The sequence below is a fragment of the Streptomyces sp. NPDC098789 genome (genome assembly GCF_044759975.1).
GTDB lineage: Bacteria > Actinomycetota > Actinomycetes > Streptomycetales > Streptomycetaceae > Streptomyces.
Genome location: NZ_JBIWAJ010000007.1, coordinates 18,900 through 42,965, shown reverse-complemented (window position 1 = coordinate 42,965; position 24,066 = coordinate 18,900). Strand labels below are relative to the sequence as shown.

General features: G+C 69.0%; 23 protein-coding genes, 1 tRNA gene and 1 pseudogene. 15 read left to right on the top strand and 10 right to left on the bottom strand.

From position 1 onward, the window contains the following. Nucleotides 1-84 precede the first annotated feature (84 nt). Nucleotides 85-1,164 carry a hypothetical protein gene (locus ACIQWR_RS16570; RefSeq protein ID WP_404009519.1) on the bottom strand — a complete coding sequence of 360 codons (1,080 nt, stop codon included), beginning with the start codon at nucleotides 1,162-1,164 and terminating at the stop codon, nucleotides 85-87. A gap of 238 nt (nucleotides 1,165-1,402) precedes the next feature. Here ACIQWR_RS16570 and ACIQWR_RS16565 point away from each other — a divergent pair, with 238 nt between their 5' ends. Then, the gene (locus ACIQWR_RS16565; RefSeq protein ID WP_404009516.1) at nucleotides 1,403-2,374 is read left to right on the top strand and encodes a Yip1 family protein; all 972 of its coding nucleotides are present in this window, start codon (nucleotides 1,403-1,405) and stop codon (nucleotides 2,372-2,374) included. Nucleotides 2,375-2,448: 74 nt separating this feature from the next. On the opposite strand, the gene ACIQWR_RS16560 is transcribed toward ACIQWR_RS16565, so the two are convergent. Together ACIQWR_RS16560 and dcd are read right to left on the bottom strand one after the other, a co-directional pair. After that, on the bottom strand, nucleotides 2,449-2,946 hold the full coding sequence (locus tag ACIQWR_RS16560) for a phosphoribosyltransferase (protein WP_354383399.1): 498 nt from the start codon (nucleotides 2,944-2,946) through the stop codon (nucleotides 2,449-2,451). Continuing rightward, a complete protein-coding gene (gene dcd / locus ACIQWR_RS16555; protein ID WP_399265237.1) occupies nucleotides 2,943-3,530 on the bottom strand; it encodes a dCTP deaminase in 588 nt (195 codons plus the stop codon). Before dcd ends, ACIQWR_RS16560 begins: the two co-directional genes overlap by 4 nt. A gap of 468 nt (nucleotides 3,531-3,998) precedes the next feature. Between dcd and ACIQWR_RS16550 the strand changes: the two genes are divergently transcribed. From ACIQWR_RS16550 to ACIQWR_RS16535, 4 genes are all read left to right on the top strand, one after another. Beyond that, nucleotides 3,999-4,069: transfer RNA gene (locus tag ACIQWR_RS16550), tRNA-Gly, on the top strand. A 453-nt stretch (nucleotides 4,070-4,522) separates the two neighbouring features. After that, the gene (locus tag ACIQWR_RS16545) at nucleotides 4,523-4,843 is read left to right on the top strand and encodes a hypothetical protein (RefSeq protein WP_404009513.1); all 321 of its coding nucleotides are present in this window, start codon (nucleotides 4,523-4,525) and stop codon (nucleotides 4,841-4,843) included. Nucleotides 4,844-5,046: 203 nt separating this feature from the next. Beyond that, nucleotides 5,047-5,544 carry a restriction endonuclease gene (locus ACIQWR_RS16540; protein WP_404009510.1) on the top strand — a complete coding sequence of 166 codons (498 nt, stop codon included), beginning with the start codon at nucleotides 5,047-5,049 and terminating at the stop codon, nucleotides 5,542-5,544. Between the two features lie 435 nt (nucleotides 5,545-5,979). Beyond that, on the top strand, nucleotides 5,980-6,885 hold the full coding sequence (locus tag ACIQWR_RS16535; protein WP_404009508.1) for a hypothetical protein: 906 nt from the start codon (nucleotides 5,980-5,982) through the stop codon (nucleotides 6,883-6,885). A gap of 253 nt (nucleotides 6,886-7,138) precedes the next feature. Here ACIQWR_RS16535 and ACIQWR_RS16530 read toward each other — a convergent pair whose 3' ends face one another. From ACIQWR_RS16530 to ACIQWR_RS16515, 4 genes are all read right to left on the bottom strand, one after another. Beyond that, nucleotides 7,139-8,260 (bottom strand): hypothetical protein, encoded by a 1,122-nt coding sequence (locus tag ACIQWR_RS16530; protein ID WP_404009506.1) that lies wholly within the window; start codon nucleotides 8,258-8,260, stop codon nucleotides 7,139-7,141. 196 nt (nucleotides 8,261-8,456) lie between these two features. After that, nucleotides 8,457-9,608 (bottom strand): tyrosine-type recombinase/integrase, encoded by a 1,152-nt coding sequence (locus tag ACIQWR_RS16525; protein WP_404009503.1) that lies wholly within the window; start codon nucleotides 9,606-9,608, stop codon nucleotides 8,457-8,459. Beyond that, the gene (locus tag ACIQWR_RS16520; RefSeq protein ID WP_404010110.1) at nucleotides 9,608-9,826 is read right to left on the bottom strand and encodes an excisionase family DNA-binding protein; all 219 of its coding nucleotides are present in this window, start codon (nucleotides 9,824-9,826) and stop codon (nucleotides 9,608-9,610) included. The genes ACIQWR_RS16525 and ACIQWR_RS16520 overlap by 1 nt, the downstream gene beginning before the upstream one ends. Before the next feature lie 215 nt (nucleotides 9,827-10,041). Beyond that, nucleotides 10,042-10,326, bottom strand: a complete 285-nt coding sequence (locus tag ACIQWR_RS16515; RefSeq protein ID WP_404009500.1) for a helix-turn-helix domain-containing protein — start codon at nucleotides 10,324-10,326, stop codon at nucleotides 10,042-10,044. Nucleotides 10,327-10,598: 272 nt separating this feature from the next. Here ACIQWR_RS16515 and ACIQWR_RS16510 point away from each other — a divergent pair, with 272 nt between their 5' ends. The 4 genes from ACIQWR_RS16510 (at nucleotide 10,599) to ACIQWR_RS16495 (ending at nucleotide 15,563) form a co-directional block, all read left to right on the top strand. Continuing rightward, on the top strand, nucleotides 10,599-11,861 hold the full coding sequence (locus ACIQWR_RS16510) for a DUF3631 domain-containing protein (protein ID WP_404009497.1): 1,263 nt from the start codon (nucleotides 10,599-10,601) through the stop codon (nucleotides 11,859-11,861). 438 nt (nucleotides 11,862-12,299) lie between these two features. Further along, complete coding sequence (locus tag ACIQWR_RS16505) at nucleotides 12,300-13,136, top strand: DUF2637 domain-containing protein (RefSeq protein ID WP_404009494.1); 837 nt, start codon at nucleotides 12,300-12,302, stop codon at nucleotides 13,134-13,136. A 291-nt stretch (nucleotides 13,137-13,427) separates the two neighbouring features. Next, nucleotides 13,428-13,880 (top strand): plasmid mobilization relaxosome protein MobC, encoded by a 453-nt coding sequence (mobC, locus tag ACIQWR_RS16500; protein ID WP_404009492.1) that lies wholly within the window; start codon nucleotides 13,428-13,430, stop codon nucleotides 13,878-13,880. Then, nucleotides 13,881-15,563 (top strand): relaxase/mobilization nuclease domain-containing protein, encoded by a 1,683-nt coding sequence (locus tag ACIQWR_RS16495; protein WP_404009489.1) that lies wholly within the window; start codon nucleotides 13,881-13,883, stop codon nucleotides 15,561-15,563. It begins immediately after the preceding gene. Between the two features lie 155 nt (nucleotides 15,564-15,718). Here ACIQWR_RS16495 and ACIQWR_RS16490 read toward each other — a convergent pair. Further along, nucleotides 15,719-16,156, bottom strand: a pseudogene (locus ACIQWR_RS16490) (NUDIX domain-containing protein). Nucleotides 16,157-16,404: 248 nt separating this feature from the next. On the opposite strand from ACIQWR_RS16490, the gene ACIQWR_RS16485 reads away from it, so the two are divergent. Both ACIQWR_RS16485 and ACIQWR_RS16480 read left to right on the top strand, forming a co-directional pair. Then, nucleotides 16,405-17,199: a hypothetical protein gene (locus tag ACIQWR_RS16485; protein ID WP_404009486.1), complete on the top strand. Its 795-nt coding sequence runs from the start codon at nucleotides 16,405-16,407 to the stop codon at nucleotides 17,197-17,199. Next, complete coding sequence (locus ACIQWR_RS16480; RefSeq protein ID WP_404009484.1) at nucleotides 17,186-18,355, top strand: helix-turn-helix domain-containing protein; 1,170 nt, start codon at nucleotides 17,186-17,188, stop codon at nucleotides 18,353-18,355. The genes ACIQWR_RS16485 and ACIQWR_RS16480 overlap by 14 nt, the downstream gene beginning before the upstream one ends. A gap of 47 nt (nucleotides 18,356-18,402) precedes the next feature. Here the strand turns inward: ACIQWR_RS16480 and ACIQWR_RS16475 are convergent, their stop codons facing one another. Together ACIQWR_RS16475 and ACIQWR_RS16470 are read right to left on the bottom strand one after the other, a co-directional pair. Further along, nucleotides 18,403-18,957: a flavoprotein gene (locus ACIQWR_RS16475; protein WP_404009481.1), complete on the bottom strand. Its 555-nt coding sequence runs from the start codon at nucleotides 18,955-18,957 to the stop codon at nucleotides 18,403-18,405. Next, a complete protein-coding gene (locus tag ACIQWR_RS16470; RefSeq protein ID WP_404009480.1) occupies nucleotides 18,954-20,228 on the bottom strand; it encodes a helix-turn-helix domain-containing protein in 1,275 nt (424 codons plus the stop codon). Before ACIQWR_RS16470 ends, ACIQWR_RS16475 begins: the two co-directional genes overlap by 4 nt. A gap of 214 nt (nucleotides 20,229-20,442) precedes the next feature. On the opposite strand from ACIQWR_RS16470, the gene ACIQWR_RS16465 reads away from it, so the two are divergent. Genes ACIQWR_RS16465 through ACIQWR_RS16450 form a run of 4 tightly spaced genes read left to right on the top strand, consistent with a single transcriptional unit; the run spans nucleotide 20,443 to nucleotide 24,015 of the window. Next, entirely contained in the window at nucleotides 20,443-21,723 is a 1,281-nt protein-coding gene (locus ACIQWR_RS16465; protein WP_404009478.1) for a UDP-N-acetylglucosamine 1-carboxyvinyltransferase, read from the top strand. Beyond that, nucleotides 21,720-22,949, top strand: a complete 1,230-nt coding sequence (locus ACIQWR_RS16460) for a metallophosphoesterase (RefSeq protein WP_404009476.1) — start codon at nucleotides 21,720-21,722, stop codon at nucleotides 22,947-22,949. Before ACIQWR_RS16465 ends, ACIQWR_RS16460 begins: the two co-directional genes overlap by 4 nt. Then, nucleotides 22,946-23,482, top strand: coding sequence for a dCTP deaminase domain-containing protein (locus ACIQWR_RS16455; protein WP_404009473.1), 537 nt, complete (start codon nucleotides 22,946-22,948; stop codon nucleotides 23,480-23,482). The genes ACIQWR_RS16460 and ACIQWR_RS16455 overlap by 4 nt, the downstream gene beginning before the upstream one ends. Beyond that, nucleotides 23,479-24,015, top strand: coding sequence for a dCTP deaminase domain-containing protein (locus tag ACIQWR_RS16450; protein WP_404009472.1), 537 nt, complete (start codon nucleotides 23,479-23,481; stop codon nucleotides 24,013-24,015). Before ACIQWR_RS16455 ends, ACIQWR_RS16450 begins: the two co-directional genes overlap by 4 nt. Nucleotides 24,016-24,066: the final 51 nt, after the last annotated feature.

Sequence of the window (24,066 nt, the reverse complement as noted above, 5' to 3'; positions counted from 1 at the left end):
GCACACGCACACGCACACGGCGGCGGCCGGTACCCCTCGCGAGGGGTACCGGCCGCCGCCGTACGTGCGCTCGCCCGGGCGGGCTCAGCGCTGCCGGTCGGCGCGGCCCCGGCGGAACATCGCGAAGCCGAGGCCCGCGGCGCCGATGGCGGCCATGCCACCGCCCGCGGCGACCAGGGCCGGGCCGCCCGCGTCGGCCCGCGAGGTGACGCCCTCGGCGCCCGCCTTCACGCCGCCCTTGGGCACGACCCGGTCGGACGTGGCCGGGTGCTTCTCCTGCTTCTCCTGCTTCTGCGGCTTCTGCGACTTCTGCTCCGCCGTGTACTTCTCGATGAGCTTGCCGCCGAAGTCGTAGACCCAGCTGCTGCCACCGTTCTTGCCGTCGATGACGACGAACTTCACGCGGTGGCCGTCCCGGACCAGCTTGTAGGTCCAGCCGTCCTTGACCTCGCTGGGGTTCTTGAGGTCGATGGAGCCGAGGAAGACGCCGTGCGGCGTGAACAGCTCGACGCGCTTGCCGTGCGGACCGTCGATCAGCTTCGCGATCCGCCCGTCGGGCATCGTGACCCGGACGGAGGTCTCCTTGCGGACCTCCTTCTGCTCGTCCTTCTTCTCGTCCTTCTTCTCGTCCTTCTTCTTGCCCTGGTCCTTGTCCTGATCCTTGCCCTGGTCCTTGTCCTTGCCCTCGATCCAGGAGGTCACGGTGCCGTTCGGCTGGAGGACGACGTGCATGCCGTTGTGCTGGCCGTGGGCGGGCTTGCCGTCCTTGCTGACCAGCGTGGCCAGCTTGGTGGACCCGGCGAAGACGTCCGCCTCGAAGTGCTGGTCGCCGATCTTGTAGACCTTGGCGACCGAGCCGTCGGCGAGCTTGACCGTGGTCACGAACGCGCGCAGCCCGACCTTGTCGGTGTTCTTGTCCGGGGTCGGCGTGACGGGCTTGTCGGGGGTCGGCGTGACCGGCTTGTCAGGAGTCGGCGTGACCGGCTTGTCCGGGGTCGGGTCGGTGACCGGCTGCTCGACGCCGGGCAGGACCTCCGCGTCCGGGGCGGCCGGGGAGTCGGCGAAGGCCGCGCCCACCGGCAGGGCCAGGACGGCGACCGCCCCGGCGGTGACAGCGGCGGCGCGGAGGGTGTTGCGACGGGGGCTTCGGCGGGTGCTGCGCATGGGTCGGCTCTTCCTCGTGGACTTCGGGCGTCGGGCTACATCCGAAGCTACGGGGGACATATGTGCGTATTAGGTAGGCAATGTAACGAGCGCCCACAGAGTGCGACGCAGCCGTGTAAACCGGTCCTGGGGACAGCCCCCCGGGGTTCCCCTAGGGGATGTCACAGGTCAGCCGCAAAGGCCCCCGGTTCCGGCCGGCCGCACACCGCCGGTCGCCGGACCAGGTACGTTCGGTCACGTGGCAGGATTCAGGATGGGACGCGGCCGGGACAACAACCGCGCTCCCCAACAACCCCCGCAGCAACAACAACAGCCGTACGGGCAGCAGCAACAGCCGCCGTACGGTCGGCAGCCGCATCCCCCGGCAGGACCGCCGCCACAGCAGCAGTGGCCGCAGCCGTCGCCCGGGGGCCACGGCGAGCCGGAGTACTTCGACCCCCGCTCGGGCGCCCCGGGCGGGCCTCCGTACGCGGGCGGCCAGGGCGGTCAGGGGCACGACGGCTACGGCGGTCAGGGCTACGGCGGCCAAGGCGGTCAGGGCGGTCAGGGCGGGGGCTCGTACGCGGACAACCCCGGGTACACGCAGGCCTTCGCCATCGGCGAGGACCCGTACAACCAGGGCGGGACCTACCACGCGGGCGCGGCCCAGGCCCCCCTCGGGCCGACCGGTCCGCGACTGGGGTGGAAGGACCTGCTGCGGGGCATCGTCATGCGGCCCGGCCCGACCTTCCTCCAGATGCGGGACTACCCCGTCTGGGGTCCGGCGCTGATCGTGACCTTCCTCTACGGCCTGCTCGCGGTCTTCGGCTTCGACAAGGCCCGCAAGGACGTCATCAACGCGACGCTGGCCAACGCCGTCCCGATCGTCCTCACCTCGGCCGTGGCCTTCGTCATCTGCGGCCTGATCCTGGGCGCGGTCACGCACACCCTGGCCCGCCAGCTCGGCGGCGACGGCGCGTGGCAGCCGACGATCGGCCTGTCGATGCTGGTCATGTCCGTCACGGACGCCCCGCGCCTGCTGTTCGCCCTGTTCCTGGGCGGCGACAACATCCTCGTGCAGGTGCTCGGCTGGGCCACCTGGGTGATCGCCGGAGCCCTCTTCACCTCGATGATCAGCAAGTCGCACGACCTGCCGTGGCCCAAGGCCCTCGGCGCGTCCGCGATCCAGCTGATCGCCCTGCTCTCGATCATCAAGCTGGGCACCATCTAGGCGGCCCGGCACCCGCGACAACCCAGGAGGGGCCCGTACGCAGTGCGTACGGGCCCCTCCTGTCTGGGCGGCGCCTAGGCGTCGAGGACCTGGCCCTCGCGCTTCACGACGGGCGGTTCGACCGACCAGGGGAAGTTGATCCACTCGTCGGTCTTCTTCCACACGTACTCGCACTTCACGAGCGAGTGCGACTTCTCGTAGATGACCGCGGAGCGGACCTCGGCGACGTGGTCGAGGCAGAAGTCGTGCACCAGCTTGAGCGTCTTGCCGGTGTCGGCGACGTCGTCGGTGATCAGCACCTTCTTGTTCGTGAAGTCGATCGCCTCGGGCACGGGCGCCAGCATGACGGGCATTTCCAGCGTGGTGCCGACGCCGGTGTAGAACTCGACGTTCACGAGGTGGATGTTCTTGCAGTCCAGCGCGTACGCCAGCCCGCCCGCCACGAAGACGCCGCCGCGCGCGATGCTCAGGATGACGTCCGGCTCGTAACCGTCGTCGGCGATGGTCTGCGCCAGCTCGCGGACGGCGCGGCCGAACCGCTCGTAGTCGAGGTTCTCGCGTACTTCGCTCATGCCTGGTGCCTCACCTGGGTGCGGTGGAAGTTCTGGAAGGACCGCGACGCCGTCGGTCCGCGCTGCCCCTGGTAGCGCGAGCCGTAGCGCTCGCTGCCGTACGGGAACTCGGCGGGCGAGCTGAGCCGGAACAGGCACAGCTGCCCGATCTTCATGCCGGGCCAGAGCTTGATGGGCAGGGTGGCGAGGTTCGACAGCTCCAGCGTGACGTGCCCGGAGAACCCGGGGTCGATGAAGCCGGCGGTCGAATGCGTCACCAGCCCCAGGCGGCCCAGGCTGGACTTCCCCTCCAGTCGGGAGGCGATGTCATCGGGGAGCGAGATGACCTCGTACGTCGAGGCGAGCACGAACTCGCCCGGGTGGAGGATGAACGCCTCGTCGCCGTCGGGCTCGACCATCCGGGTCAGGTCCGACTGCTCGGTGGCGGGGTCGATGTGCGCGTAGCGGTGGTTCTCGAACACCCGGAAGAACCGGTCGAGCCGCACGTCGATGCTGGAGGGCTGCACCATCGAATCCTCGAACGGGTCGATGCGAACCCGTCCGCTGTCGATCTCGGCACGGATGTCTTTGTCGGAGAGAAGCACGTCCCGAGGATACGCAGAGCGCGCGGGCCACCCCCAATCGAGTGCGCCCGCGCGCGTCCGTCCGCTCCTACCGCTCCCGCTACCGCTTCGGCGAACCGACGGGCACCGCGTGCCGCAGTCGCGCGCACCGCGGACACCGGATGAGCCGTCCCGGACCGATCCGCCCGGCCCCGAGATGCTGCATCGGGAACGTAGCGGTGCTGAATACATGCCCTTCGGCACAACGGACGACGGTGTGCTCCATCGAGTCCCTTTCCCCAACGAGCCGTGCTGCGACGAATCGCCACATTAGGGGATGAACAAGACCCACTCCAGTCGCCGCTCCGCACCCCTAAGGTACGCCCCAACTCCCGCCCCCACAGCCGCCGGTACCCCCGACGCGCCCCACCCCCACCGGGCTGAATTCACCGACAAGGGATCATGGGGTACAGTGTGCAACGATGCGGAACCCAGTAATCGGCCCGCTGTGCGGATGTAGTTTAATGGTAGAACATGAGCTTCCCAAGCTTATAGCGCGGGTTCGATTCCCGTCATCCGCTCTTGAGAGAAGGCCCAGGTCAACGACCTGGGCCTTCTTCGTTGTCTAGACCTTTCAGGCCCTTCCGCGCCCTCCGCGTGCCCTAACTCGCAGAAACGCCCTGCCCGGAGGGCCTTTCGCGCACCACGTGCACCGCTCGGACGCGAAGTCGCCTCGGATCGCGAGACACATTTCATGTGACCCACGCCACACGGTCGCCTAGATTCGCCTGTTCGCAACCCTGAAGGCAGCCCTCAACCACACCGCCCGCACGGCGAAGTTGGCGACGGCGCAACGCTCCCTCCGCCCCTCCGACTGCCACCGAAGGCACTCCCCGTCGAAGCGTCGGCGGGCTCGCCCCGATTCGACAGATGATCACGAGTGGTGACAAGCAAGTGACGCGTTGTCAGTGGCGAGTGCTTTCATGGATCCGGTGCGCAGGGAGGCGCATCGCGACTGGTGGGGGGATACAGCTGTGCCCTGGATCAATGACTACTTCCGAGCAGACGGCACCCGGGTCAAAGGCCACGTCCGGCTACCTGCCGGGGCACGGCGGGAGACCGCGACGCTCGGCCTGATCGTCGCCGGAGTGATCGTCTTCGGGAACGGAACAACATCCGCGGGGGCCGGAACAGGCTCGGGTCAGGAGTTACCCAGGCCGCAGTCGACGGTGGTCTACCCGATCAAGTGGCCGGCCTGGGAGAACCAGCAGGCGCCGCTACCGCAGCCGCAGCCGCAGCCGCAGCCCACGGTCTCGTATCCGATTGTCTTCCCCAGCGCAGGGAGCGGCCGGTGACTCGCCGTCCCGCTCGACGTCGGCCAAACCGAGGCAGTCGGCCACGTAGGCAGAAGCGTTCCGACTTCCATTTCTTCTTAGTGCTCGGCCTGGTCGGTGTTTGGGCATCCGGGTTCCTCTTGGCGGTGCAGGCCTGGTTGGCCGATCACCTCTGGGTCCTCGCACTCCCGGTCGCAGCTCTAGCGAGCGCGATTGCCGTGGGGATGTACCTGCAGAAGGAGCGTGCCCGTCGGGAGGCCACTCGAGCCCAGGGGCTCCGGTATGTAGTGGAACACCTGGACGGCCTTCAATACACCCAGTTTGAATACGCCGTGCGAGACCTGCTGCGCCGGGACGGGTGTCAGGACGCGCAGCAGGTTGGCAGGGGTGGCGACAAGGGGGCCGACGTGAAGGCCACCGACCCTCAAGGCAGGCGCTGGGTCATCCAGTGCAAGCACCGGAAGGACGGCTGGTCCGGATCCGCGGTTGGTGCACCCGACCTCTACGTCCTGAACGGCACCGGCCGCCAGGTGCACAACGGTGACGTGCTGGTCATGCTCACCAACGGCCGCTTCTCCCGGCCCGCCCTCGACTTCGCCAAGTCCCAGCGCCTCCACCTCGTCGACCGCCACCTCCTCGCCCAATGGGCCAGCGGCTCCCGCCCACTGTGGGAACTCCTTCGCGCCGTCCCACCACCCCGGAGACCGAGTTCGCTCTCGTGATGCGCCTGAACCACCTCACAGGAGGCTCCGGCCCGTGCCCGAGGTAGGCCAGACAGCTCCCTGCAACACCGCATCAGCCAGTCCGGCACCGCAGGGTGCGCAGCGCGTCGTCACGGGCGTTCGAACGTGCCTTGGTGAACGGAACCGGCGGCCCAGACGCTGGCGTGTCCTGAGTGACCCCGAGAGAGGACCACGACCTTGACCGTGCCGACCGTAACCGCGGCCCCGTCGACGCTTCCGTTACCGCCGGCAACCGCAACCCGGCCCGGCTACCGCGACCGCGTTCGTGCCCGCTATACCGCAGCCGCCGAAGAACGCATCGACAGAGGACGGAACGCTGCCGCCGAACTTGGGTGCAGCAATTCCGTGCCGTGGGATGACATTCGGGCGGTCTACATCCGGCCACTCCGTTCGCCCTGGAAGTCATTTACGACCGTGATCGGCAGCATCGTGAGTGGGGCGATCGTGGCAGCGGTCGTTATCGGATACGTGGGGATCGTGCTGGTGGCTGCCCTGCTGTACTTCGGCAAGGAGAATCGGGCCGAGGCCGCGAAGACCACCCCCACAGCGCAGGAGGCTGCAGCGGTTGCGGCCACGGACGATGGATTCACGCGCGAGGAGAAGAAGCAGCTCGAGTTCTTCGGCGTTGGTGTTGTGTGTGCGGTCGTCGTGGCTGCGAGCCTGCGCGGCTCCAGAGACCGCTGGGACATGATGTCGAAGGGGTACGTCAGAGAAGGCGAAGAGGTCGTGACGGAAGCACTCGAAGTGTTGCCTGCACTTGCCGCCGTCGTGGGAGCTCCGGCCGGGAGGCAGCGGTCCGAGGCCCTTGCCTCCGCCCACGAAAAGACCTCCGCACTCATGACGGCTGTGACGGACAGCTCCAAGTCGGCGGCCGGAATCCCCGGGTACGCAGGGGACCGGAGCCGTCTCAAGGAGCATGGTCAGAAGGTCCGGACGGCGTTCGCGGACAAGCTTGACGGCCTGGTCGAGGACCGGGAGGCTACGGCACGTGCCCTCGGTGCGATGGCGTTGAGCGTGGCCGTGCGGCAGGCCCAGTCTGCGTACGGAGCATTGCTGGACGCAGAAGCACTGCCAGCAGAGCCGGGACCGGAGGTGCCGGACCTCCGCGGGGTACGGAAGGTCTTCGTCGGCGCCGGCCTTGCTGCACTCGGGGTGTTTATGACCGGGACCCTGGGTGGAGCGGATCTCATGGCCGCCATCCCCCTCGCCCTCGCAGTCTTCGGACTCGGCTCATTCCTCGGAGCTCTGTTTACCGGAAAGCTCCACGCGATCGGCCGGGCATACGCGGCCTTCAGGCAGCACGGCAGCGGAGCCCCATAGCCACGATCCCGTCCTTTGGCACTCAGCCCTCTTCAGAACCGCTCGGCGAACGCAGCCCGGCAGGCCGAGAAACCCACATGCCCGCCCGGTCGCCGGGCGGGCATCCGAAGGCCATGGAGCAACCGTCGCCCTCCCTGCGCGTCGTAAGAAGCGGACGGCGGCGGAAGGGATGGAAATCCACACTGCCCGCCTACGGGAGCAACCCCATTCACGCCCAGGCTTCGACGCCAGGCTTGCAGGCGGACGGTGGGGGTCAGGTGGCCTTCCGGGACGCGATCAGCTGGTTGGTCAGTTCCACCGTGCCGAGATACCACCAGAAGATCCAGTCGAGGAACGCCTCGTCGTACTCGCCTCGCTGGTCGGCACGTCGGTGACGCAGGTCGAAACGGTTGGCGATCTCGAAGAGAGCACCTTCATCCTTGCCGAGCTGGTCCTTGATCAAGGCTCGGCGCTCTTCGAGGATGCGAGCAAGGTTAAAGATCGCTGATCGCTTGCTGTCTGGCGACGCGTCTCGGCTCCGGTAGAGAGCGATAGCGTGTCGAACCCCGGAGAGGATCTCGGACGGGCTGCCATTGAGGACCCGGTGAACCATCTCGCCTCTGGCGTCATCGGTGATGGCTACCAGGCGCCCGAGATCTTCGCCCTCGGCAGCCAGCTCGTACTCGATGCCAGCCTCCCGCAGCAGCTCGTTGACCTTCGCGCGGTAGAGGAGGCGAGCCGGACCGTTGTGGAACTCGGAGTAGTGCCAGCCGCAGCTGCCGTACGAGTGGAAGTGGCGCCTACGAGGCCGGCTGAGAAGGTCGTGGAAGACCTCGACCAAGCCGTAGAAGGTGTCCTCGTCCCAGGACTCTGGGGCCAGGGGCCACAGGTCAGGAATGCCGAGCAGTCGCTCGATCAGAACGGAAGCATCGGGCAGCTCGTTCGGTGCGTCAACGCACTCCGCGCCGAACCGCTCGACCAGATAGCCGTTGTCGGCGAAGTCGTGAACTATTCGGGCGAAATCACGACGGCTGTCACGGGCAGTACTCCCGTCGATGGACGGTCCCCGGCCCAGCCGCTGGGGCCAGTACGGCCTCGGCGCAGTGGCGGGCCGGATCTCCGAAGCTCGGCGGATGAGCTCGGAGAACCAGTCCTGCTGGGTCACGACGGCGGATTGGCCACCCCACCTGGAGGCTGTGGCGCCCCAGGGGTCATCGATGACATTGGGGACCTCTTCGAAGTCCGCCACGGCTGTCGACCCCACCAAGGCCTCGGTCATGAGCCATGCCGCACGGTCCACCCACGAGGTACCCGTCGTTCGCAGGATGCGCTCCCCCTCGGCCACGAACACTGATGGGGGCCAGGTCAGTTCGTAGTTGCTCAGGTCCAGACTCACGACAACATCTTCGCCTACGGAAGCCGGTGACAATCCCTCCAGCTTGAAGCCCAGGCCCGCACGACACTGCTTGAGTCGCGGCCTGTGGCGCCCTCACGGTCTGCTCCCGGCCCCTGGCTCGCTCAGCAGCATGCAGCCGCCTACCCCCGTACCTGGCTGGTACGGGGGCAGCGGATTAGCAGCGGCGCAACGGCAATCAGGCGGGGCGGACGGACCGCAGCTGGGGTGCCTCCTTCTGGCGGGCCGCACGGACGCGTGCGTCGATGCCGTCCGCGACCTCGACCTGGCGTTCGTCATCGGAGTGCTGGTAGATCATCGCGGCCTTCTCCGAGGACTGGCCGGCGCGGACCATCGTGTCCTTGAGGGTCGCGCCGGACTGCGTGGAGAGGGTGTGGCCCGTGTGGCGCAGGTCGTAGAAGCGGAAATCCCTCGGCAGGCCGACCTTCGCGCGGGCCCTGGCCCACTTGCGGCCGAAGGACGTGCGCCGGAACGGTGCTCCCTTCTCCCCCACGAACAGCAGGCCGTCGGGCGCCTTCTCCGCGAACCAGTCCAGGTGCCGCTTGACCTCCATGTAGAGGAAGGCCGGCAGGTGGATCGTCCGGACACCCGCCGCGGACTTGGTGTCGCCCTCGACGCGGCGGCCTGTGTTCAGCTCCGGGGCCGCCTCCGTGATCCGTACGGCGAGGGGATCCAGGGTGACCGAGGTCCTGCGCAGGGCCGCCTGCTCCTCCGGGCGCATCGGGCCGTAGGCGCAGAAGTAGACCATCAGCCGCCAGCGCGGGCCCATCGCCTCTGCGAGGGCGTCGACCTGGGCAACGGTCGCGGTCGCGCGCTCCTTGGCCTGCTCGCTTCCCGCACCCCTGATGCGGCACGGGTTGCGGCGGATCAGCTCGTCGTCGGTCGCCGTCTCCATGATGGCCTTCAGAAGCCGGTAGGACTTGGCGACGGTCGTGTTGCCAGTGGCGACCAGGCGCTCGGCGCGCCAGGTCCGGACGACCGGCGGGGTGATCTCTTCCAGGTCGAGGTCACCGAAACCGGGGAGGACGTGCAGTCGCAGGAGGCGGCGGTACAACTCGTCAGTGGTGGCGGCGAGGCCCCGCTCGTCGACCCACCTCAGCGCGTACTCCTCGAAGTTGACCTTGCCCACGTCGGGGTCGGTCCAGTGGTTGCGCTGGATGTCCGCCTTGGTGAGGGTGAGCCAGTCCTGCGCGTCCGTCTTCGTCGCAAAGGTCTCCGGGGCCGTGCGGCGGCTGCCGTCGGGGGCCCAGTAGCGCGCCTGCCAACGGCCGGACGGGAGCTGGCGGGTGGTGCCGAATTCGCGCCGCCGCTGCGGCTTGCGGGCCACCATCAGGCCGCCTTCCCGAAGCGGGAACGCGCTTCGCGGAGGGTGGGGACGGTGTTAGCGACGATGTACGCGGCCAAGACGCTCTCGGCGATGCGGACGTGCTTGCCCACCTTCACGTAGCGGATGCGCCGCTCGGAGATCAGCCGGCGGATGAAGCGCACGCCGGTACCAAGGCGTTCCGCGACCTCATCGACGGAAAGGAGACGATCCCCAGAATTCACCGCCTTCCCAGCGGAGGCCTCACCGGAGATTCCATTTCCAATCTTCGCGCTTGCCCCATCAGGGATGGAGGTTTTCTGAGCAGGGGTTATCGGCGATCGGCGCAAGTGTGTCCTCTCGTGTAATGGACATGGGTGTGGCAGGGACGGGACGGCTGGCGTACCGGGAACACCAATGGTCTGGAGAATCCCCGGTTTGGGAAACCGGGGATCGTCGCCTATATTGCGCCCAGCCCGCCCGCCTGGAGGTGTGCCGACGGGCCCCCGAGGAGCATCTGAGGAGGCGTTTCGAGGGCTGCCGCGATGGCGACGAGATCATCGACATCGCAGCGGCGGACGGTGCGCTCGATGCGGGAGAGCGCGGTGAAGGTCATGGGTCGGCCGAGGGCGCGGACGCGGGCGGCGAGCTGGCGCTGGGAGTAGCCGCGGGCGACGCGGGTGCGCTGGATGGCGCGGGCGGCAGACCGGCCCGCTGGGCCGATTTCAAGAGATCGCGGTGGCATTGGTGTGTTGTAGCTTCCGCTGCGACCCGATGGGAACCCTTTTCCCGTCTGCCGTGAGCGATGCACGGGCCATCAGCGGTGATTTCGGCGACCGGGATTCTGGGCCTACCGTAATGGGGCCGAAAAGCTTTTAGGAGTCTTAGAGCAAACTCTGGACTTCTGGGCCTGGGGTGTGGCTTTGTTTTCCACGCACCCCGGCCACGCCGGATTTCCCTGCCCAGTTTCCGAGAGGTGACCGCTGACGCGGCACCAGCGAAGGAGCCGCCCCCTTGATGCCCCATACCCCCGACCCCGCCACGGCCCCGCCGAAGGCGGTATGGCCGACGGTGGCCGTCCCCGGTCAGCCCGGCGCCCACCGGGCCGCCCCGGAGGCCGAAGCACCCGAGCCGAAGACCCCACCTGCTCCTCCCAGTTCCGGTCCCACCGGTCCCCGTACGCAGGGCGATCAGGTGCTGGCCGACCTGGCGGCGCAAATCGAGCGGTACGTGGTGCTGCCCAGCGCGGAGGCGCTCACGGCGGTGACGCTGTGGGTGGCGGCCACGCACCTGCAGACGGTCTGGCAGCACGCGCCGCGCCTGGCGGTGGTCGGTCCGGCGAAGCGGTGCGGGAAGTCCCGCCTCCTCGACGTGATCACCGAAACGGTCCACGACCCGCTGATCACCGTGAACGCTTCGGCGGCGGCGATCTTCCGGTCGATCGGTGAGGCGGATCCGCCGACCCTGCTGGTGGACGAGGTCGACACGATCTTCGGCTCGGCGAAGGTCGCGGAGAAGAACGAGGAGCTTCGGGGCCTGCTCAACGCGGGTTTCCAGAAGAGCCGTTACACGCTGCGCGTCGCCGGGCCGAACCACGAGGTGGTCCGCTTCCACACCTTCGCGATGGCCGCGCTCGCTGGCATCGGCGATCTGCCCGACACGATCATGGACCGGTCCGTGGTCATGCGGATGCGCCGGCGCCGGAACGGCGAGAAGGTCTCGGAGTTCCGAGCCTTCCGCGACACCCCCGCCCTGCACGCCGTACGCGACCAGCTCGCCGCGTGGCTACGCCCGCGCGCCAAGGAAGCGATCGGGCTGATGCCCGTCTCCATACCGGTGGAGGACCGGGCCGCGGACACCTGGGAGCCGCTGGTCATCGTCGCCGACCTCGCCGGAGGCGACTGGCCCGAGCGGGCCCGCACCGCGTGCCGGGCGATGACCGCACACGAGGCCGCACTCGACCAAGACAACTCGCTGCACACCCGGATCCTGGTCGACATCCGGCGCGTCTTTGCCGCCTGCGACAACGCGGCGGCCCTGCCCACCAGGACGATCCTCGCCATGCTCAACCGCGACGAGGAAGCACCGTGGGCCGGCCTCGGCACCCAGGGCGTGTGCCCGCGTCGCCTGCAGCTTCTGCTGAAGCCCTACGACCTCAACTCCTCCACGCGCCGCTTCCCCGACGGGACCCAGGCCAAGGGCTTCACCCGCGCCCAGTTCATGGACGCCTGGGACCGGTATTGCCCGCCCGAAGCCCCACCCGAGCCGTCCAGGGCCTGACCCGCCCCGACCCGTCCCACCCGTCCCACGGGCTGGCCGATCCGCACGTACGACGCCGCACGCACCGGCCGCAGTACGGCCCCGAGGCCCCAACCGCGCCCTGGGCCCTGCCCCCCACCGACCCGTACCACTCGTATCAGCGCAGGTCAGAGCTGGGACGAGTCGTAAGGGCGGGACGGGTCTACCCGTACCTGCGCCCGCGCACAGGCCTTCGCCCCCGCCGGGACTCCCGCTGCCTCACCCGACCCTCCTGCACCCGTCCCACCCGTACCGGACGAGGTCAGCGCAGGGACACCTCTGGAGAGCCGGGACGAGTCCGACCCGTACCACTCGGCTACCCGTACCTGCCCTGACCAGGCACGGGACGAGTGGGACGAGTCCCGGCCCACCACGGCCACCCCCACCCATCGCCGCCGCACCACCCTGGGAGCACCACGCTTGACCTCGCCCGCCTTCTCCTTCTCCCCCGCCTCCTCCCCGGCTCGGCCCAGCCTGGCCGTGGCGATCCGTACCGGGGTCGCACTCATGGCGCTCGGCGCGTTCGCCCTGTCATACGACGCCCTACGTCAGATGGCCGCCGCCAGCCATGTCCACCCAGCCCTCACGTACGTCTTCCCGCTCCTCGTCGACGGCTTCATCGCCCTGGGAATCGGCGCACTCCTCGTCCTGCACGCCGGACCTCTCCGTGCTCGCCTGTACGTGGCCTCGCTGGTCGCACTCGCCACCGCCACGAGCATCTGGGCCAACGTGCTCCACGCCATCCGCCTCAACCAGCAGGCCCGCCACACCGGACTCCCGCTGGACGACATCACCGTGGGCGCCATCTCCGCCATCGCTCCACTCGCACTGGCAGGCGCCGTCCACTTCTATCTCCTCGTCCAGCGCCAACCCGCCACCCGCCACAACACCGCAGTCTCCGAAGCCGCCACGCGCCACAAGCCTCAGGCCGTGCCCGAACCTCACCGGGAGCCGGTGGCCGAGGCTACTGCGCCAAATCCCGTCGAAGCCGGCCAAGACATGGCCGAGCCCACGCGGAAACAAGAGGCGGAAATCGACACCCCGCCCAACGGCATGGCCCGCAAGCCCAGCGTCACCTTGGAGCAGGCCGTCGAGATAGGCCGCACCGCGCAGCGCGGACGCGGCGGCCACGCCTCCCGCCGGCACATCGAGGACGCCATCCGCAGCAAGGGCTTCACCGTCAACAAAGACCTTGCCGATGAGGCCAAGGACATCCTCCAGTCCGAACTGGACGGGCCCCCCGCCTCCATGCAGTGAGCCGCCTCAGCCCGCCCACACCGGCAACTCGGGAGGGCCGGTACCCCCTCCCCTTCACTCCGCCAGCTGAAGCCCCCACCCACCCGTAACGAGAGGCCCCGCATGCCCGACCCGCACACGCCCGACCGCACCCTCCACCAGCCGCCCAACACCCGGACCACAAACCCAGACCAGGCAGCAAGGTATGGCGTTGGACCGTCCAAGGGCCGGTCCAACGCAGCCCCCGCCCCAGGGGTGGCGGAGGCAGGGCTCCGACGCGAGGGCGCGCCGGAGGGGGAAGCACGCACCGCCGTGCCCGTACGCGCTGCCGACGAAGCCGCGCTGTACCGCGTTGCCCGCCGTCGTGCCCGAGACACCGAGCAGCGCAAGATGCGCGTCGACGTCCGCTACAGCCTCGACGAGCACACCGCAGTCACCGCCGAGGCCCGCCGGCTGAACCTGGCCGGCGCACACTACGTCGGAGCCGTCGTCATGGCCCACCTCGGCGGCGACCTCGCCCTGCCCGGCCAGCGCACCAGCCACGACGACCTGATCGACGAGCTGGCCGCCCTGCGCACCGAGGTGGCGAGGATCGGCACGAACGTCAACCAGATCGCCCACAAGCTCAACGCAGGCGGCCATCCACACCCTGGGGACACCGCCGTCCTCGCCGAAGCAGGACGCGTCCTCGGCCTGGCCCGCGAGGCCGCCACATCGATCGACGTGATGGCCGACAAGGCCGCCACGTCCAAGAAGGCGGCCTGATTGATCGCGAAGATCGGAAAGGGCGGCGCCAACACTCACGGGGTCCTGCGCTACCTCTACGGGGCCGGCCGCGCCAACGAGCACACCGACCCCCACCTGGTGGCCTCCTGGGACGGCTTCGCCCCAGACCCAGGCCGCGACGAGGCCGCCACACTCACCCAGCTCGCCACCGTCCTGGACCTACGGGTGAAGCAGGCCGGCGACCGTGCCCCCGACAAGCACGTCTGGCACTGCTCGGTCCGGGCCGCCCCCGAGGACCGCACCCTGTCGGACGATGACTGGGCCGTGATCGCCCGCCGCGTCCTGAACGCCACCGGCATCGCCCCCGCCGGCGACCCCGACGCCTGCCGCTGGGTCGCCGTTCGCCACGCCGACGACCACATACACATCGTCGCCACCAAGGTCCGCGGCGACCTCACCCCGCCCCGCAACTGGAACGACTACACGCGCGCCGAGAAGGAACTCGGCGCCATCGAAAAGGAGTACGGCCTGCGGCAGGTCCCACGCGGTGACCGCACCGCAGCCCGGCGTCCCACCCGCGCCGAGCAGGAGAAGGCCCGCCGCACCGGCCACGCGACCACGCCGGCGGAGAGGCTGCGCACCACCGTCCGCACGGCCGTGGCAGCTGCCACCGACACCGACGAGTTCTTCACCATCCTCCGCGGCACAGGCGTCCTGGTGAACCTCCTGCACTTCCCATCCGGCGACATCCGCGGCTACAAGGTCGCCCTCCCCGACGACACCAACGCCAAGGGCGAGCCGATCTGGTTCTCCGGCTCCACCCTCGCCCCCGACCTCTCCTACCCCAAGCTCAGCGAACGCCTCGCACCCACCCGATCCACCACCGCGGACCAGCCCTCCCGCCGTCGTCGTACAGCGTGGCATCAGGTCACCGACGCAGCCACACGGATCCCCGAGATTCTCGCCCAGGCCGACGACGCCACAGCACAGGCCCACATCACCGTGCTCGCCGAAACCCTCGACGCACTACCCCTGATCGCCCCCGCCGACTACAAGCACCAACTGGCCCAGGCCGCCAGCACCTTCGAGCGCGCCAGCCGCTCCCGCATCCGAGCCCACCACCAGCAGGCACAAGCCACACGGAGGGCAGTGAAGGCGATCGTCCGGGAAGCCGCGCCCAAGGACGGAGCCCTCCTCGCGATCCTCCTCGACGCCCTCCTCCTGGCCGTCGTCGCAACACAGCACTGGCACCACACCCGCCACCACAACCAGCAGGTCGAAGCCGCCCGCCAGACAGCCGAGCACCTGCGCAACGCCTACCTGGCGGCTAACGTCCAGCCCCTGGCGGTCATCCACGAGTGCGGCCTCCGCCTCGCCGTCTCGGTCGTGCAGCGGCAGTGCGCCATCGTCCGTCATGCCCTCCCTGACTTGGCCGACCAGATCCTTGCCGAGCCGGCCTGGCCTGCCCTCGCCGCGACGCTTACCGACGCAGAGATCGCCGGCCTCGACCCCGCAGCCCTGCTCGTCCGGGCCTCCCGGCACCGCGAGCTCGACACCGTCACCTCGATCAGCGACGTCCTGACCTGGCGCCTGCACCGCCTTGTCGACGCAACGGGTGAAGGGCCCGCTCTCCCGGACTCGGGAAGGGACGGCCACCGGGGCCCGAGTGCAGCTGTCCCCGGGCGCTCTCGGCAGCAACCGCCCCGCCGAGGCGGCAGGTAACCCCGAAGGCCGCCACGATCCTGGGCGGCCTCCACGTTCCTTTGGGGAACACTGCGGTTGTTCCCCAAAGGAACGCCCGGGTTGTTCCCTAAAGGAACGCCCGGGTTGTTCCCTAAAGGAACAGGGCGCATCCCACTGTCCGCTCCGGCGAAGGGCTAGACAGAGATGTCCTCCGCCAGGGTGCCGTCACTGATGGCGCCCCGGAGGACGTGGGCGATCTCCTCGGGCTTGAGGTCGATGACGTCGAGCCCCACCGCGGTCAGCGGGATCTCCTCCAGCGCGTACTCGCCCCGGCCCTCGGCGCTGAACTCGGGGCCGGTCCGGTCCTCGAAGTTCCACGTCTCGATCCGAGCGAGGTAGAAGAGCTAGCGCTCGTCATCGGACTCCATCGTGTGGAGGAGGCGGACGATGTCGGCCTTCCCCGCGATCTCCTCGTGGATCTCCCGGTGGAGAGCGGCCTCCCGGGACTCATCGCCCTCCTCGACCCCACCGCCGGGGAGCACCCAGTACACGGGGATTCCGGGCTTGGTGCGGCGAATGACCAGCATCGTCTCGTCCGCGGTGACGAGGACGGCTCGGACTCGTTCGATCATGTCGGTCTGCCTCCTTACTTGTTGGCGGTATCAGTGCAGCAGCCAGCCATCATCGACGTGGACGGACTGCCCAGCTATGAGCGACGTTCAGCGACGCGGGGTACGTCAGGCAGAGCTCGCCCGACGATGAGCCCCTGAGGTCGAACACGCCGAACACGGAAGCAGTTGTGCAAAAAGTTCGACATCAACTAAAGTCAGAGCCGCACTGGAATGCTTCGATGCGTAGTCCGATCCTAGGAGTCGTCCGCATGAGTGTGCCTCCGTCGCCGTGGGCGACCGACGTGTTCGGCGATCAGGCCGCAGCTGTACGCCTCGGCGTCGGACAGGGCCTTCGCAACATGCAGGCCAACGCACAGGCCGCACAGGAACAAGGCGCAGCCCGCACCACTCGCGCCTATGGCACCAGCCGGTATGAGAACCAGTACGAGCGGCTGCAGGACGAGCTCAAGGACCTGCCGGGCGCCCGGGCGGTCCAGCCCTTCGGGTTCCCCTACGAGTTGATGCTCATCGGCAACGGACTGCTCTACCCGTTCCGGTACGCCAAGACCAAGTCCGACGTACGCAGCGCGCGCATCCCCAACGAGACGCGGCTGGTGAAGGAACTCTTCACCTTCGCGCCGACGCCGAAACACACCCAGGACCCGTTCGACCTCGACTTCGGGGTGGCTGTCACAGTCGCTGAACCGCGTGGCGCCCTGGCCACGATCCCGCCGGACACTCAGCTAATCCTGGTGCCCTTCGCCTGCAACGCCTCCGAACTGCTGGAGGCGTACTGGGGCATCGCCTCTCTCGGAGTTAACCAGCAGCTGGAGTGGACCACCGATCCCGAGGCACTCCACCTGCCGCAGGCGGTCACCTCGTACGCGTCGCGGCCGATCATCATCCCGGGCCAGATCACGGCGCACACCAGCTTCGCCGACGGAACCGAACCCACCCTTACGCTGTCCTCTCGAACCGCCTCGGACCGGGCCCTGCACCTGCCCGCTCAGACCGAGGCAGAACCCGTCGAGGACCAGACCAGCGAAGACGATGCGACTCACTAAGCAAGACCTGATTCCCGGTACGGAAGAACGAGGCGCCACGCCGCGTGCCATCTCCGACGGCTTCGATCCCACCCGGCTGACTCAAGCGCGCCGGTTGGCGGAGATGACGAAGAAGGACGTGGCGGCGCAGCTCGGAGTGACGCCTGCTGCGGTGGGTCAGTACGAGACGGGGGTCTCCAAGCCACGGCCTGACCTGATTCCCCGTCTCGCGGAGATCCTCGGGGTTCCCGTGACGTTCTTCCTGTTGGGACGGCCGGCCAACCGGCTCGACGCCTCCATGGCGCACTTCCGAAGCCTCCGCAGTACGCCGAAGTCCCAGCGAGAGCGCGCTCTTGCCTTCGCCGAACAGGTCTGGGAGCTCACCTACGCACTGGAACAGCGGATCCAGTTGCCCCTCGTGGATCTGCCCGGCTTCGCCGGCGGGGAGGTCCACCCCGGCGAGGAACTGTCCACCGACCCCGCGTCCGCCGCCCGAGAGCTGCGCAGGCGCTGGGGTCTCGGCGACGGCCCCGTCACGCACCTGGTGAGGCGTATGGAGTCGCACGGCATCGTGGTGGTGATGCCGCCTGCCAGTGATCCTTCCGCTGCGAGCGTGGACGCGTTCTCCACCCGGGCAGCGCGGCCGCTCGTCGTTCTGACCGCCAACCGGGCGGACGACATCTACCGCCACCGGTTCACCGCCGCGCACGAATTGGGCCACCTCGTCCTTCACGGCGACGCCACCGGTGACAGCCGCCAGGAGAAGGAGGCCGATGCCTTCGCGGCCGAGTTCCTGACACCGCAGTCCAGCATCCTGCCCCTGTTGCCCAGGCGGATGGATATCGCTCGGCTGGCTGAGCTGCGAGGTGTCTGGGGGGTCTCGCTCCAGTCGCTCGTCTACCGATGCCGTGAGCTGGGACTGATTTCCGACGCCACCGCCAGCAGGACGTACCAGCGCCTGCGCGCGCTCGATGGCCAGCCCGGCTTCACGTCGGAATCGGTCTCGAACTTCTCTGGTGAGCAGCCCTCGCTGCTCGGTCAGGCCTTCGACCTGGCGGCCAAGGAAACGAATCTCTCGGTGTCCGAGCTGGCACATGAACTGGCCTGGACGAACAAGCGGGTTCGAGATCTCCTCGGCGTCCAAGAGCAACGGCCCGTGCTCCACCTCGTTCAGTAGCCCGAAGCCTCAGAGAATCGGCATGTTCTCCCCGACGTCGTCGCACTTCAAGGACGTTCGACTTCGGCATGCATTGCTGGGGCCAGGAGTTCGACCGCCTCCAGCCAGGGGAAGCGGTCGGCGCCTCCGCCGGACTTCGGAGGGTGGGGCTGGTAGCTGCTGACCAGGACGCCCATCTCGCGAAGCTCGGCCAGGCTTCTCTGGTACGCCCGATGAGCGGCGAGAGCACTGTTCACGTACGGAAGGACCACGGTCGGGACTCCCATGCCAGTGGCCTCACACAGGATGCCGAGGGCGAGGTTGTCCGCGAAGCCGGCCGCCCACTTGTTGACGGTGTTGAAGGTGGCCGGTGCGACGGCGATGGCGTCGGCCGGCGGGAACGGCCGCGCCTCACCGGGTGAGCGCCACGCCGAGCGGATCGGGTACTCAGTCTGCGCCTCGACAGCCGCGGCGTCCAGGAAGCCGAGACCCTGGGGTGTTGCAACCACACCCACGTTCCAGCCCCGCTCCTGTGCGGCACTGATCAGTCTGCCGACATCGTCAGCCACCCCGGCCGCGCACACGACGACGTACAGGAAGGGCTTGCGCTGCGACTCGGTCACGCGGGTACTCCCAGTCGGCGGTTGAAGTGGTGGAGCTCTGGCAGCGTACGACGGCGGTCCCGGGCGGCCATGTCGGCGACCAGTTCGCGGACGGCCGGACGGCGCACGTCCTGGGCGGCGCAGGTCTCGGCGATCCGCAGGGCCTGATAGCCGTCGGCGAGACGACCCTGCTGGGCGTAGGCCCGGGCGGTCTCGATCCAGAGGGCAGCTCGGCGCTCGGGTACCGGGATGTGGCGGCGCATGAGCGGGCGGGCCGCGTCGAGGGCGATGCCTGCGTCACCGAAGGACACGGCGGCGCTGATCTGGTGCAGCGTGACGTTGGTCGGGCTGAAGTTGGCCCACACGTCCGGCTGGTCCAGAGCGACGTATTGCGCGACCTCTTTCGCTTCGGCGACGAACTCGCTGGTCGCGGCTCGGTCGCCGGCGCGGCTCGCGGCCGTGACTCCGCGAAGCAGGAGCAGGCCGAGGACGGCGAGATGGTGCGGAGAGCGGCGGTCGTACGAGCCGGTGAGCTGGGAAGCGGTGTGCTGGATCAGCCTGACCGCCTGGCGAGCGTGCCGCTCACGCACCAGGACGTGCGCCTGGAGCCGAACGCTGGCGGCGAGGACGAGCGGGTCACCGAAGCGCTCCGCTTCGGCCATGGCCCGGCCGACGGCGAGCCACGCCGTGCCCGCGTCTCCCCGCTTGAGGAAGAGGCTGGCCGAGGTCTGGTAGGCGGTGGCCAGGAAGCGGGACACCTCCTCCGGCTGCCGAGAGCTGCGGGCCGCTTGGCGCAGATCCGTGATCAGGCTGGGAAGCGTTCGCTCCAGCTCCGCGTAGTCGCATGTGGTCAGCAGCCGCCGCACGTTCATGGCTCGCTGCCGAAGCTGTTCCGCGGAGGGTGACTCGGTCGTCGAAGCCGGCAGTGCGCCGGGAAGCAGAGCCTGGACCAGGGCCGGATGCGCTGCCGCGGGTACGGGGGTGGCGAGCATGGTGACACTGGCGGCAAGCAGGGTACGGCGGCGCAGCATGTCCTCGGTCTCCGGATAGTCGGGCTCGGCTTCCAAGGCGGTCTCCGCCAGCCCGAGGTGGGCCGGCGGGATCCGCAGGACGCGGGCGACTTCACGGAGGACTCGGATGTCCTCGGTTCCGCGCCCGCCCTCCAGGCGGCTGATCTTCGACTGGTGGTAGCCGAGATCGGCGGCCACGTCCGCTTGTGAACGGCCCAGTAAGACCCGCGCTTGGCGGAGCAGCTCACCGATTCGGTGTGCCTCGCCCTGTGTGTCGGCCATCTGCGCCACGGCCCCTTCTGCCGAGACCGATCCTGCCTGCTCAACAGAGCCTAACGGCAGAGAACTTGCGCGCCATGCACAACGTGCATAAGCGATGCAGCGCCCGCACAGGACATCGCGGAGCCCGTCCACGAACCGGTTGCCTGGTGGAACCGCACCCCTCCAGGAGGAGTTGATCGTGGCACTCACCCAAGCCTCTGCATCGAACCCTGAGGTGATCGCAGTACGCCCGGGGAGCCCTCTGTCCGGCTCCGTCACCGTCGACGGTTCCAAGAACGCCGCCCTGCCGATGCTGGCCGCCGCGACAGCCGTGCGACGAACGGTCCAGCTGGACAACGTCCCGGCCAGCGCAGACGTCCAGTCCATGCTGGCGCTGATCCAAGGGGCCGGCTGGCATGTCGCCCAGGCCGTCGGACAGCAGGGCAGCCTCCTGGTCATGTCACCGGAGACCGCGCCCACTGCTCCCGATCTGGGCCGTGCCGCGGGCATCCGAGCCTCCTACTACCTGGTGCCCGCCCTCCTCGCCCTACAGGGCAGCGCCCGACTGCCCTGGCCCGGTGGCTGCCGGATCGGGGAGCGCGGGATGGAGCTGCACTTCAAGGTGTACGAGGCGTTCGGTGACCGGGTGACCGTCCAGGACGCCGGTTACATCGTCGAGGCCGGTGAACGGCGTACCGGCGTGGTCTCCCTCGCGCTGCCTTTCCGGTCGCGCGGCGCGACGATCGCCGCCGTGCTCCGTGCGGTCGTCGCCGGCCGGGCCTTGCGCCTGGGTCTACCGAACCTGTCGCCGGAAGTCCTCGCGGTGTTGGACGCCCTCGGCTCGGCGGGTTGGGAGGCCCGGGTCAGTGAGCAGGTCCTCGACCTCACGACCGCGGTGGTCCCCGCTGAGATCCCCGCCTGGCGAGTACCGGGCGACAAGATCGAGGCGGGGACCCTGGCCTGTGCCGTGGCCGCCACCGGGGGCAACGCTCAGATCGAGGGCATCCGCGGGCGCGACCTCGTGCCGTTGCAGGCCGCGCTCCAGCGTCTGGGCATCCCTACCTCAGTCCGAGACGAGGCCCTCCTCGTTGACGGCGGAAACGCCCGGCCGACAGGTCAGCCCTTGCGGGCCATCGCCACGCTGTCGCCGGGCGGTCTGGACGCGGACTTCGAGCCCCCGCTGATGGCCCTGGCCTTGAGCCAGCCCGGCACACACCTGTTCGCCGACTCGATCAATCCCGGCCGACACGGCAACCTGCTTCCGCAGCTGGCCAGGCTCGGCGCCAAGATCGACGAGATCTCGTCCACCGAGTGCCGGCTGACCGGGCCGCAGCGCCTGACCGGCGCCGGTGTCGAGGCCACGGACATCCGCACCGGATCCGCCCTGATGGTCGCCGCCCTGACCGCCCGCGGGATCACCACCCTTGGCGGCGTCGACCAGCTCCGCCGAGGCCACGCCGACCTGCCCGGCAAGCTCCTCCACCTCGGCGCTGACATCTGCGAGGTCACCCCATGACCGCGAGCCGTTCGGTACACCAGATCATGGCCACCACCGACGTCCACTCCGCCCTCGGCGCGGGCGACCTGCTGCTCGGCCACCTTCACCAGTCGCGAGCGGACAATCTCCTGGTCGACTGCGGTGACTTCTTCGAGGGCACCGGCTACTACCGGCTTGGCCAAGGTGCCCTGGAACGGGAGATCTTGCTCGGTCTGTACGACGTCATCGCGCCGGGGAACCATGGCTGGCCGCATTACTTCGAGCCGGTGCTCCGCCGAAGGACCGTGTGCGCGAACACGGTCGACGCCGCGAGCGGCAACGCCCTCTTCCAGCACCTTCGCATCGTGGAGGTCGCAGGTCGGCGTACGGCCGTCACCGGGGTGATCGGTCTCCAGGCGTTCGACTCGATCCCCGTCGGCCAGCGGGCCGGACACCGGGCGACCGACCCGGTGCAAGCGCTGCGCGAACTGATGCTCGCGCACCACCACGAGGTCGACTCCTGGGTGCTTCTCAGTCACTCCGGTTTCGAGGAGGACCTCAGGCTCGCCGAAGCCTGCCCCTTCCTGGACGTGATCTTCGCGGGCCACTGCCACAGCCCGCACACGGGTCCTGCCCGCGTCGGCAACACCATCGTCCTCAAGGGTCGTGAGCTCACCGTCGGCTACGCCATCGCGGCGCCCGGTCCCGTCGGCTGGGGCGGACGTACGGCTCTGTTCCCGGACTCCGCCGAGGCCTTGGGACCGGACCTGCCACTCGAGCTGGCCTCCTTGCGGGACCGAATGGCCACGGTCGAGGCCCAGCTGGCAGAACCCCTCGGACGGATCGCGAAGCCCTACCGGAACCACCAGCTCGACCGCCGTGCCCTCCTCCGAGACGTCGCCGACCGGCTCCGCAGCGGACTGGGGAGGGAGGCGGTCGTCCTGAACGAGACCACCGTTCGCACGACACTGCTGGGCGAGGTCCTGACTACGGGCGACCTGCTGGCCATCGAGCCGTTCGCGAACACCCTGGTCGAGGCCCGCGTCGCGCCGGCCCACCGCCACGACCCTGAGGCCCTCGCCGCCCACCTCACCGAACGGGTCGGCCCGCTCGTCACCTCCCCCGACCCCCTTCCGGCCAGGCTTACGAGCGTCCTGACCACCGACTACCTGGCCGACAGCTGCCTCGGCGGCCGCACCCACCCCGCCGGCCTCGGTCTCGGCTCGGCGATCCGGAGCACACTGACAGACGGAGACGACCAATGATCCTGACGGGCCCCGAGATCACCTCCGCGGCACAGGACGGGCGGTTGCGCATCGATCCGTTCCTGCCCTCCCAGGTCAACCCGAACAGCTACAACGTCCGCCTCGGACCGGTCCTTCTCACCTACGCGGAGGGGGTCCTGGACTCGCATCGCCCCAACCCCACGCGCCGCATCCAGATCGGTGACGACGGGTACACCCTGCAACCCAGCGAGCTGTACCTGGGGCACACCCAGGAGGAGGTGGGCTCCGACTGCTTCGTCCCGCTGCTGTTCGGCCGTTCCTCCGTGGGCCGCCTCGGCCTCTTCGTCGAGATCACCGCACCGATCGGGGACATCGGGTTCCACGGGCAGTGGACGCTGATGCTCACCCCGACCCGCCCCGTCCGCGTCTACGCCGGGATGAAGATCGGGCAGATCATGTTCTTCGTCTCCGAAGGCACGGTGGACCTGTACGCGGGCAAGTACCAGGCGGCCTCCGGTCCCCAGTCCTCCGCCTACTGGCGCGACCTCGACGCATCGGAGGCGGCGTCGTGATCCTGACCGGACCGGCCATAGCCGCCGCCCACGCAGCGGGCCACCTCGCCATCGACCCGTACGACCCGAGCCGCCTGTCCCCCAACGCGTACGACTGGCGGCTGGGAAGCACCCTCCGCGTCTGCGAGGGGGACCTCGACGCCGCCGCTCCTACCGCCTTCCGCGAGCTCGCCCTCCCCGACGACGGATACGTACTGGAGCCCGGCCACCTCTACCTCGGCCACACCCTGGAGCGCACAGGCTCCGAGACCTATGCCCAGCTCCTCAACGGCGACCGGACCACCGGATCCCTCGGCATCTGGGTCCACGTATCGGCGCCGCTCGGTCACCAGGGCCACGCGATCCGCTGGACCCTGGAGATCCGAGCCACCCGGCCCGTACGCGTCCGGCCCGGCATGACCTTCGGCAAGCTCGTCTTCCTACGCACCCATGGCTCCCCGGCCAGCTACCAGCAACACGGTCTCAAGTACCGCTCCAGCGAAGGCATCGAGACGTCGCGCCTCTACGAGGAGAACCCCGGAGGCCGTCGATGAACGCCCCCTCGCCTGGACCCTCCGGGCCTGCACACGGCCCGCTGCCGCTCT